We start from the raw sequence: 10,626 nt of genomic DNA, 5'->3' as shown, positions 1-10,626 counted from the left end.
ATGGAAACGCAGCGGCAGGCGCAGTATCTTTTTTACCAGCCAGACCATGTTAAATGGCTCCGGAATGGCTTTCATTTTCCCCTCTTTCTCCGTCATGCGGATCGTGAGATAATCGCTCGCAAACAGCAGCAGATCCGGATATTTCTTCCATGCTTTTAAAAGCTTTTCTGCATAATCGCTGCGGTATCGGTCGTCCTGATGCGCGATCGTGACAAAACGCCCCTGCGCTTTTCCATAGGCAAACATCCAGTCCTCACGGATATTGCTCGCCCCGTCCCGCACATAGAGCGGCACCTGATACCGCGCTGTCAGCTCCCGGATATAGCTGCTCGGCGTCGAGGTACAGCAGATCACCTCCGATTTAACCGTCTGGCTCGTCACCGAACGCAGACATTCTTCCAGATACGGCGAATCCTTGTATGCACAGACCGCAAATGTATGAATGATTTCCTGCTGCATCTCGTTTCCCTTTCTCTCTCGCTCTTTCATGCCGCACTTCTGCCTTCTCGTTTTTCAAGAGCGGTACCTGCTTGAATTTATTTTTACCAGACTTATGATCGATTTTAACGTTTCAAACATCTTTTCCTGTTACTGTTCACGCATACGTGCCCAGTAACGGAATTTGCCGTGGCTTCGCATTTAAATACGGCAAATTCCTGCTACCACCACGTTTTCTTACGGCACTTTCGGTTCCAAAAGTGCCTACCCGTATACAGTAACCTTTGCCTTCTTCTAGCTTGCTTATGCTTACCGGCAGAACTTCATCCAGATATCCAGATAAACCGTTGCCGCCAGAATCAGCGCCGCCGCCCCTAACACCAGCGCATGATAGTTTTTATTCTCCATCCGCACCATCACCCGCTCCGGGTTTAATGCCAGCCAGACAAGCGGCAGAAATGGCAGGTAATAGCGCCCCTGTACGCCGTCGATATAGGTATTGCCCGGTCTGGTAAATGCGATGTACATCGAAGTCCAGACCAGCACCGCCGTTCCCACGCAGAGTATAAATATCCACAGCTTCTGTTTTTTTGATAGACGTTTTCCACAGGATGACTGCCCGGCTGTGAGGATAACGGCCGCCGAACCAGCATACAGCGCCCACGGAAATGACATCGTTCCCGTGTGTCCCAGAAGCCCCAGGGAATTTTCGCCCAGCACATAGGACGGAAGCGTCCGGAACAGGTTGCACATCAGCACCCATGCATAGGCAAGCGGCTGTCCCAGAATGTATGCCATCTGCCCTTTCTCGCTGGTGCTGTCGCCTCTCGTATCCCCGATATCGCGCGGCGCGATCAGAACCGGCAGGATGAAGGATAGCATCATCAGACCGCAGATCACGATAAATCCGCCCTTCATCAGGTACATTTCCCGTTTAGAACGGAACTTTTCTGCCGGAATCATCAGTCCCAGCAGAATGAGCGGCGCATATACCGCCTTGACGCGGCAGCCCCAGACAAAGGTAAGCACGATGAGCGCATACGCTCTCCAGTCCATTTTCCGCCCGCCAAGCGCCGCTTCCAGAATGCCCGCAAAAGACAGCCACAAAAACGCTGTGACGGTCGGGTCATAGGAATATGCCCCCGCCAGCATCATCGGCTCAGGCATCAGCGCCAGAAATGCCAGGATTGCCTTGCCGACCGGTGTTTTTTTGATGGCAAAATACAAAACTGCCGCATAGACATAGAGATTTCCCAGCCGCCCCAGCTTATACAAGATTCCAAATGGGATATGAAGCAGCCCGCCCGCTTTCAGCACCAGCGCCGAGCCCACATATCCGGTCATCGTCGTTTTGTTGAGATCCGTACTCCAGAGATGTTCACCGTGCCGGTAACCCGCATTCTGATTCAGATACGAAGTGAGCGCCGCCTGCTCGTCCTGGTTTTCCGGCTGATTGTACGGCCAGGTATCTACGCCCGCCGTAAACTCCTGTAAAAGNGTAAACTCCTGTAAAAGCGCCGGATCCGCCTGCACCGGCGTCCGGTAATTTGCCATCCAGAACGCCTGCGCGAAATGCACTTCCTCATCCCAGCTCACCTTATTTGCCGGGAGCGACAGTGAAAATATTGTTCCAAACGTCAGGGAGATCAGCAGAAATCCAACCTCGATGCGCTTTGCCACGAAATCCCGGAAACAGAGAAGTGCGATCAAAACCGCCGCCGCACACCAGAAAAGTCCCAGCCGGTACCAGTTGATACCTGCCCGCGCCACCGTCGCAAACCCGGTCAGTGCAAGCGGCATCCCGCCAAAATTCATGTAGGAAAGCCCTTCTTCGTCTAGATCCTCCCGCGTGATCAGAAGATCCACGTAGTCCAGCTTCCCATTCACCGGAACCGAAGAAAATTTCAGCACCCGGCAGTTGCGGTCCATGACCATCTTTGCGTCGTGCTCCCGCTGCTCGTCGTAGATGTTGCGGTAACCGAGGCGGACAGTGGCATTTAAGAGACCATCGTAATCATAGTGGTAGAGAAACTGGCTGACATAGCTGCCGTCCAGTGGAATGTGAAGATAACCGCTTGCATCCGAAAGCTGCAGCACCTCTGTTTTTTCTGTCTCTACCCGCTCAAATCCGCTCACCTGCACCTCGTCCAGAGCGATCGTCCGCGTCGCCTGCCGCGTCCATCCATTTGCCCGGAGCGCCGGGAAATTGCAGACAAACTCGCCCAGAACACCGATCACAAAGACTGCCACAAGCGCCAGAAGCAGCCGCAGCACATCTTTTTTCTCTATTCGATTGATAAAATGCCTGTTAAACTGCATCTGTACTTCTCCCTTATTTTTCCCGTTTAAATTCGGTAAATTCCTGCTGCCACCACGTTTTCTTACGGCACTTTCGGTTCCAAAAGTGCCTACCCGTGAACCGTGTTTTGTCTTTCAAATCAAGCGCTCTAGCGCACTATCTTCTCCACGCCCCTGTGTTCCAGGATGCGCTCATAATCCTCAATATAATCAACCTCCGCCCAGAAATGCCCGCTGACGTCCTCGACATAGACCGGCTGCTGCCCGGTCATGCTGTAAACAACATTTTCCCACCAGACGCCGTGCTCCTGGCGGTCGATCATCTCCTCCATCCGGCAGATAAATTCCGGCATAAATGCCGCTGAAAACCGTCCGATTCCGATGTACTCGCCCGTCACATCATCCCCGGTCAGCTCTTTTCCATATTTTTTCAAAATTCCATCTTCATAGAAGAACTTATAATCCGCTGTCTCCCGGCGGCTCTCGTCCGCAAACATCACCGGGCTCCTGCCCTGCGCGAGGATCCGGTCAAGCAATTTTTCCTCCAGGTATACGTCACCGTTCATGATCAGCAGATCGTCCCCTGTCAGGAACTCCTTCGCAAACCATGCAGACGCGATGCTGTTTGTCACATCGTAAAACGGGTTGTAGAAAAAGGAAACTCCCTTGTCTGCCAAGACCTCGCGGATCACCTGCGCCTCATAGCCCAGCACGATGCCGATATCCTGGATGCCGCGGGAATGAAGCAGGTCAATCGTGTACTCGATCAGGCACTGTCCGCCGCCGATATCCACCGTACATTTTGGTTTTCCCGACAGATAACGCGAGATCCGGGTTCCCCGTCCCGCTGCCAGAATCAATACTTTCACAGAAGTCCCCTCCTTTGCATATCTTTCCACGCCGCAATCAGGCTGTCATTGTCTTCCGGCGTCAATGCGCCGATATGACCGACACGGAACACCGTGTCGGCAAGCGCGCCGCCGTTCGGGCAGATCCAGATGCCGTATTCATCCTTCAAAATCTCAAAAATCCGATGCGCTGAGACCGCTTTCCCCTCTTTGTCCACGCCCGTCGGGTGAAGCGGCGTCAATGCCGCCGAGAGAGAATTGGAAACGATCTCAAACGGAAGATCTTTTATTTTGCTTCGGAAATCCTCCGCCTGACAGCGGATCCGCGCCTGTTCTGCCGCAAGCCCTTTTTCCTCGATCATCGTCAGCCGTTTATGAAGCTGTAAAAGCACTCCGACCGCTGGTGTAAACGGCGTCTGCCCCCGCTCGCCATTTTTCAGATAGTCGCGCAGATCAAAATACATCGAGCGGACCGCCGTCTCCTGCACTCTCGCGATCGCACGCGCCCCCAGCACCAGAATCGAGAGTCCCGGCGGAAGTGCCAGCGCTTTCTGCGAGCCGGTCAGAACCAGATCAACGCCCCATTTTCCCATCCAAAATGGATCGGCAAGAAACGAGCTGACCGCGTCAACCGCCAGAATCAGCTGGTTTCGTCTGCAAAAGTCAGAAATCAGCTCCATATTATAGAGAACGCCCGTGGAAGTCTCATGGACATTGACTAAAAATCCGGTAAATCCTTTTCCCTCATACGGTGCCAGGTCTTCTGCCCGAAGCGCCCGTCCGCTCTCCAGCTGGATCTCCTCATGAGGGACTTCATGGATCTCACAAATTTTCGCAAACCGCGCGCCAAAACTGCCGCCGTTTACGACCAGCACGCGGTCGCGCTCTGTAAAAAGATTCATGACTGCCGCTTCCATCGCCGCCGTGCCCGAACCTGTCAGAAAAACCGCCCGCGCATCCTCAGGCGCCCCCGTGAACTGCTTCATCAGGCGCTCATTTTCCTTCATAATTGCAGAAAATTCCGGTGTGCGGAAATATGGTACTTCTTCCGCCCCGATCGCCCGGATTTCCTCGTCCATCTGAACCGGTCCTACCGCAAAATTAATCATACGTCTCCTCCAAATCTATCAAACAAGTTCTATATCCCACGTGCCCGTCTCCGGTACATCACAAGCGACGTCAGTCCAAAGCAGGCAGTCAGTGCCGCCATCAAAAGCAGATACGAAAGCGATCCGCCCAGCAGTCCTGCCGCGCGTACGCAGGGCGAAGAAATAAGGAGCGCCGCTGCCGTCACACCGACATAACCCAGAAAAATACGTTTCTGCTCCTGCATAATGATGAGTGCATAATAAAACAGATTCACATACGCATTGAACGCGCCGCCTAGAATGATAAACACCAGCGCCAGACGGCATTCCCGCAGCATGTACGCAATTTTCGGATATAATATTGAGAGAACCGGAATTCCGAGAATCCAGGCACCCCCGACTGCCAGCACCGTAAGCGCCGCGATGATTGCCGCCAGCCGGCCTATCGTCCCGGCAAATTCCGGGAGCGCATTCCGCTCCCACTGATCCGAGAGTTTCGTGATATACGGGCGGATGACGAAGCCTGCCACCAGATTGATGACGCTGGTCGGCATGAAGATCGCACCGAATACCGCCTGATACTTGTCCGCCATATTGCCCTCGATCGCATATTTCGCGGCAGAAAAAATATAAAAATCCAGAATAACCGATAAAAACAGAACTACATTTTCTTTAAACAACAGCCCGACACGTCCGGAGCGGACCTCCCAGTCCACCTGCGGCAGATGACCAATTACCGAAAAATCAAACAGACACACGCCCGCCAGCTGCGCCAGTACTGCCGCCAGGCAGGAGCCGACCAGGTTATGGGTTGCATTCAAACAGCCCAAAAAGACACCGACTGATAAAACCGTCCGGAATGCGTTTGATTTGCCCGTCAGATACAGGCGTCCGTCACGCTGAAATTCTGCCTCATAAGCGTCCGCGAAACCGTCGATCACCTTGTACGCTACCATCAAAAATACCGTCGCCGCCTTGACAAAGGCATAGTCCCGGTTGATCACCGTCACATAAAAAAGCCCGGCCACCAGCGCCGCACCACAGGTCATCAGGCGCAGCCGCAGATATTCGCCAAACGTAAACCGCCGCCTCGTATCCGTGATCTGGAACGGGCGGATGCCAAAATAGGCCACCATAAACATATGCTGACCAAATGTAGAATACGCAAAGGAGAAGATACCGCCCTCATCCTCGCCGACAATCTGGATGACCGCGATCGTCAGCACCATGGACGCCAGCGCATAGAGAAAGCTCCCTATCATATTCCAGCTCATATTTCGTTTTTCAATCTGCCCGTCTCCACCAATCAGGGCGTTCGCTAAATATTTTATCACTACAGTATCTCTTCCTTTGAAAATTCCAGCCGGCTCGGTGTGTGTGTTTTGCGCTTCTCAACCGGCGGAAGCTGCATGAAATCGCCGTACATATTTGTCAGCATTTCCTCGATATTTCCCGGAAAATTCATGCGTCTGCCCTCGAATTCCAGCTTCCGGAGCGGATAACAGCGTGTCCGATCCACGACATTCCAGTATGGGCTTGTGTCCGGCAGAAATGCCATCCGGCGTGTCCGGTATTTATTGTATTTGCGGCAGACCCGCTCACAGCGCATCCGCAGCCACTGAGGCGAGATATGGAGCAGCTTCATCGCCTTGTAGACCATCCCGCAGACCGCCCAGATAAGCTTCGCCTTGATGCCCCGCTGCTGCAGCGTCGGGCGCGGAATCGCCCGCAGAATCATCAGCTTACTCCAGAACCATGCCGTCCACGACTGAATCTGATATAGAACCGGGTTGTCCGCCACATTGTCAAGCACATACAGATCCAGAAAGATACCGAACGGACAGTCCACATCCTTCATAACCTCCTCGACAAACACCGTCCCCTTCTTCACCAGACGGGTTGTCATCAGCGGATAATTGGGATATCGCTCCGCATTGAGAACCAGATACCGGTCGCTCATCTTCTTTTCCACGATCCGGAGCAGGTGCTCAAAATCTCGCCGCGGCATCGCAATATCGATATCATCGTCCCAGGGAATAAATCCCTTGTGCCGCAGCGCACCGATTCCCGTTCCGGCTATCCCGAAATATTCCAGATGATAGTCTTCACAGATCCGGATAAAATCATCCAGAATCGACAAAATCTCTCCCTGCAGCTGTTTCAGAACTTCTGGCTCATAAAATTTACTGTCCATATCGATGTCTGTCCCCTCCACCAAGCCCGCAGAATACCCCACTCCTGCCGCAGCCGATCATATTTTCCTTAATAGTACGAGGGTATTCTACTATATTTTAAAGGAAAAGTAAACCGCGGCTACTTTTTACCTTCTTTCCCAGGTTCCCACACCTCTATCTCCCGCTTCCATCCAAACAGATGTCCCGGAAGCGAATATGCCGCTCCGATCCCCAGCCCGATTGCGATCGCCATCTTGATTGTATCCATGCCATACTGGAGCGCCAGCGCTTCCTGCCCCATGAAGAAGTTGTAGGCGGTATAGTAGATCGCCGCTCCAGGCACAAGCGGGAAGATGCCGCATACCAGAAAGAGGATCGTCGGCGCTTTCCGCTGTATCGCCAGACAGCGCGACAGCATCGTCAAAACCGCGCTCGCCGCGAAGGTCCCGATGATCGGCGTCTGATAAGCTGCCATGACCGCCAGATACACGCCCCAGCCGACTGCCCCGCAGATACCACAGTCCAGCCAATACTTCTTCGGAACTCCAAACAGCGCCGAAAAGGCGGCAGTTCCGACACAGGCCGCCAGAAGCTGCCCCAGAATTTCCCCTGCCATTTCCATCAGAGCATACCTCCCATCGCAAACATCCAGAACCGCAGTGCCACACCAACTCCGATCGCAATACAGCCCGCCGTCAAAAAGGCGTCTACAAAACGGATCAGACCGGATAAATAATCATTTTCCAAAAAATTCCGGATCGAATTGGTCAGCGGCACACCCGGCGCCAGCGTGAACACAGCTCCGATCATGACATGATCCAGGCTTTCTCCCAGCCCGATCCAGCACAGCAAACAACAGCACAATGCAAGCACGCTGCTCGTCATGATCGTCTGCATCATCCGGGACGAAGAAAAGCGCGGAGCTGCGTATAAAAGGAACAAATACAGCAGCACTCCCGCCACAAATGCCGCCGCCGTATCGCGCAGGCTGCCCTGGAACAGGTAACAAAATCCAGCGCTTCCAATTCCTGCCGCCAGAACCTTTCCCCGATTTTCGAGCACTTTCATGTGTTCAATCTGCTCAAGGCGCATCCGCATCTCATAAGGACCGCATTTACCCGCCGCAATCTTTCTCGACAGATCATTTAAGGCATCCACCCGGCATAGAATCGTAGGTGCCAGCGGCACATAACAGATACGGCTGGAATAAAACCGCCCGTCAATCACCACATTTGAAAAAATTCCATTCGCAATCACATACGCATTAAATGCTTCAAGACGCAGCGCCCGCGCCGCATACTCCATCGCCTGCTCCGCCCGGAATACCTCCCCGCCGTTGGAAAGAATCGCATTTCCCAAACGGGTCACCAAACGGAAGCGCTCGATCTGGGAACAATCCTCGATCGAAGCGCGTACTATTTCCTTCATTCTGTTTCTCCCCCTGTTTTTTATTTTCTGTCCACCCGTTTTCTCTATCCCATTCTCCTGTCCCTTCTATCCTCTCACTGATTCACTTCTCCAAATCTGCCGCCCATTTCAGCCTTTTCCAAAAAAATCGTTCCATTTTGAATTAAATTTGCCCGCCAAAACTCCCCCTTTGGTTGACGTTCCACTGAAAATCCTGTATAGTGGATATATTATATTAAAGAATGATACCGCAAGGGGGATATATCTATGGATCATAATGTTACCATCGGTGCCAAGGTGAAAGCCTTCCGTACCGCAAAAAAATACACACTAAAACAGCTCAGCGAAGAGTCCGGTCTGTCCATCGGTTTTCTTTCCCAGTTGGAGCGCGGTCTCTCTTCGATCGCAATCGACTCTCTGGCAAAGCTTGCTACGATTCTCGGAGTCAGTCTGTCTTCGTTCTTTGACTCCTCCGCCGATCAGGAGAAATCCCCGGTCAGCCGGAGTTTTGCCATGCACTGTTCCCAGATCAACCCCCAGATCGTACAGTACCTGGTCAATGGAAATGCACAGGGATTTGCCTGTCTTCCGCGTATTTTCCACCTGATGCCGTCTGCCACCACAAGCTCTGAAAACCAGCTTGAGATGAATCAGCACGACGGTGAAGAATTTATCTACGTTCTGGAGGGTATCCTGACCGTATATCTGGACGGCAGCGAATACTGTCTGAATCCGGGCGACAGCATCCAGATCCACTCCCAGACCCCGCATGACTGGGTCAACAACACAAACCGTGTCGTTAAGATTCTGACCGTACACACGCCGAATCCGTTTGTTCATGGGAATGAAGTCGTATTTTAAATAGTCTGCGCGGTATAGAAACATAATAAAAGCTGTCTCTTTTAGAATTTCAAGATGTTTTTATTTTCTTTTTGGTTTTTCCCATCTCAGGAAACAAAAACTCCTGCATTTCTGAAAAAGACAGCTTTTTCATATCTTTTACACCGTATACACTATTTCTCCTGCCAGATACACTTCCTGCACATCATCCAGCGCACGAATATTCTTTGAGACATCCCCCTTTACAATCAGCAAATCGCCAGCCAATCCTTCTTTCAGGCTGCCTGTCTCGTTCTCAATACCAAGCACGCTTGCCGCGTTGTAGGTTGCCGTGCAGATCGCCTCCATCGGCGTGATTCCATAGTCTACCATATAGCCGAGTTCCTGATGAATCGGAAGCGGCGGTGCCTTGTAAAGCACCATATCGCTGCCTGCCAGCACCGTAACCCCTGTGTCATAGAGCTTTTTAAAATTATCCCGGTATGCCTCAAACGCCGGTTTGAAAAATGCCTGATCGTGAACGGCTCTGGCGGCGATCGGGTTGTCCATGTCCACACCCGCCTCGATCATCTGCTTCGTCTGCTCATACAAATACGTGTACGCCGTGATCGTCGGCGTCCACGCGATTCCTTTTTTCGCCATCTGGCGCGCCTGCGCCTCTGTTAAAAAGGTTCCGTGCTCGATCGTGTCAAATCCCGCGTCAATACACATCTGAATCGACGGCTGCGTACCCGAATGAACCGCGATCTTCACCCCCTGGCGGTGCGCCTCATCGACCGCTGCATCCAGCTCTTCCTGCGTAAATTCCGGGATATCGCCACGGTTGCTCGTCAGGATCTTGACCCAGTCAGCTCCCGCACGCAGCTGTCTTCGGATAGCGGCGCGCACGCCCCACGGGCTGTCCGCCTCCTCGACCCCATCCTGATGTCCGTGTCCACCGGTCATGCAGATACCTGCGTCCGCATGGATGATTCGCGGAACCGTCACATACCCCTTCTGCCCTGCCAGACGCAGCTGCTTCATCAGATTGGGCGGACAGGACAGATCGCGCACCGTCGTGATGCCGAGCCGCAGCGACTGTTTCGCCTGTTCCAGCGCATAGTATGCCACCATATAATCGTCATAATTATCCAGATCCGGCTGGCTGTAGTAGTAGCCAAAATGCACATGCATATCAAACAGTCCCGGCAGGATCGTCGCCTCGCCGTAATCCTTTACCATCTCTTCCGGGTAGCGCCCTGCCGCTTCCGCTGCGTCTCCTATCCAGCCGATTTTTCCCTCTTTATCCAGATACACCGCCTGATCCTGCAAGCAGGTTCTGCCATCTCCGGTAATTAAATACTTCGCCCTTAGAATCATTTTCACGGACTTCCCTTCTCTTTTTCATAAGCATGAAATTTTCAGTCGAATATCGTCATTTCATGCAGTTTTTCAGTTTTCTATATCGTAACACCGGGATTTTGTTCTTGTCAATATTGGAATGCGGAGTATCCGGTGAAACCTGTTTTAAAAAAGAATGTGCCTTGGCACATT

Annotated in this window: 10 protein-coding genes; 1 reads left to right on the top strand and 9 read right to left on the bottom strand. The window is 52.5% G+C overall.

Going from position 1 to position 10,626, the window contains the following annotated elements:
- The 8 genes from QVO97_RS09230 to QVO97_RS09195 all read right to left on the bottom strand — a co-directional run.
- On the bottom strand, window positions 1-489 hold a 489-nt coding region (locus tag QVO97_RS09230), incomplete at its 3' end, for a glycosyltransferase family A protein (protein ID WP_288189526.1).
- Between the two features lie 258 nt (window positions 490-747).
- Entirely contained in the window at window positions 748-2,757 is a 2,010-nt protein-coding gene (locus QVO97_RS09225; RefSeq protein WP_022360043.1) for a DUF2142 domain-containing protein, read from the bottom strand.
- A gap of 128 nt (window positions 2,758-2,885) precedes the next feature.
- On the bottom strand, window positions 2,886-3,605 hold the full coding sequence (locus tag QVO97_RS09220) for a phosphocholine cytidylyltransferase family protein (RefSeq protein WP_022360042.1): 720 nt from the start codon (window positions 3,603-3,605) through the stop codon (window positions 2,886-2,888).
- The gene (locus QVO97_RS09215; RefSeq protein ID WP_022360041.1) at window positions 3,602-4,693 is read right to left on the bottom strand and encodes a pyridoxal-phosphate-dependent aminotransferase family protein; all 1,092 of its coding nucleotides are present in this window, start codon (window positions 4,691-4,693) and stop codon (window positions 3,602-3,604) included. Before QVO97_RS09215 ends, QVO97_RS09220 begins: the two co-directional genes overlap by 4 nt.
- Before the next feature lie 29 nt (window positions 4,694-4,722).
- Window positions 4,723-6,006, bottom strand: coding sequence for a lipopolysaccharide biosynthesis protein (locus QVO97_RS09210; protein ID WP_022360040.1), 1,284 nt, complete (start codon window positions 6,004-6,006; stop codon window positions 4,723-4,725).
- Complete coding sequence (locus tag QVO97_RS09205; RefSeq protein WP_022360039.1) at window positions 6,006-6,866, bottom strand: LicD family protein; 861 nt, start codon at window positions 6,864-6,866, stop codon at window positions 6,006-6,008. Before QVO97_RS09205 ends, QVO97_RS09210 begins: the two co-directional genes overlap by 1 nt.
- A gap of 119 nt (window positions 6,867-6,985) precedes the next feature.
- Entirely contained in the window at window positions 6,986-7,468 is a 483-nt protein-coding gene (locus QVO97_RS09200) for a threonine/serine exporter family protein (RefSeq protein WP_022360038.1), read from the bottom strand.
- Window positions 7,468-8,274 (bottom strand): threonine/serine exporter family protein, encoded by an 807-nt coding sequence (locus QVO97_RS09195; protein WP_022360037.1) that lies wholly within the window; start codon window positions 8,272-8,274, stop codon window positions 7,468-7,470. Before QVO97_RS09195 ends, QVO97_RS09200 begins: the two co-directional genes overlap by 1 nt.
- Window positions 8,275-8,520: 246 nt before the next feature.
- On the opposite strand from QVO97_RS09195, the gene QVO97_RS09190 reads away from it, so the two are divergent.
- Window positions 8,521-9,114 (top strand): cupin domain-containing protein, encoded by a 594-nt coding sequence (locus tag QVO97_RS09190; RefSeq protein WP_022360036.1) that lies wholly within the window; start codon window positions 8,521-8,523, stop codon window positions 9,112-9,114.
- Window positions 9,115-9,252: 138 nt separating this feature from the next.
- Here QVO97_RS09190 and QVO97_RS09185 read toward each other — a convergent pair whose 3' ends face one another.
- The gene (locus QVO97_RS09185) at window positions 9,253-10,452 is read right to left on the bottom strand and encodes an amidohydrolase family protein (protein ID WP_288189522.1); all 1,200 of its coding nucleotides are present in this window, start codon (window positions 10,450-10,452) and stop codon (window positions 9,253-9,255) included.
- Window positions 10,453-10,626 lie beyond the last annotated feature (174 nt).

It is taken from the genome of Clostridium sp. CAG:43 (genome assembly GCF_000434655.1).
Taxonomy (GTDB): domain Bacteria; phylum Bacillota; class Clostridia; order Lachnospirales; family Lachnospiraceae; genus Otoolea; species Otoolea fessa.
The sequence above is the reverse complement of the archived record's forward strand: the minus strand, read 5'-3'. Positions and strand labels throughout refer to the sequence as shown.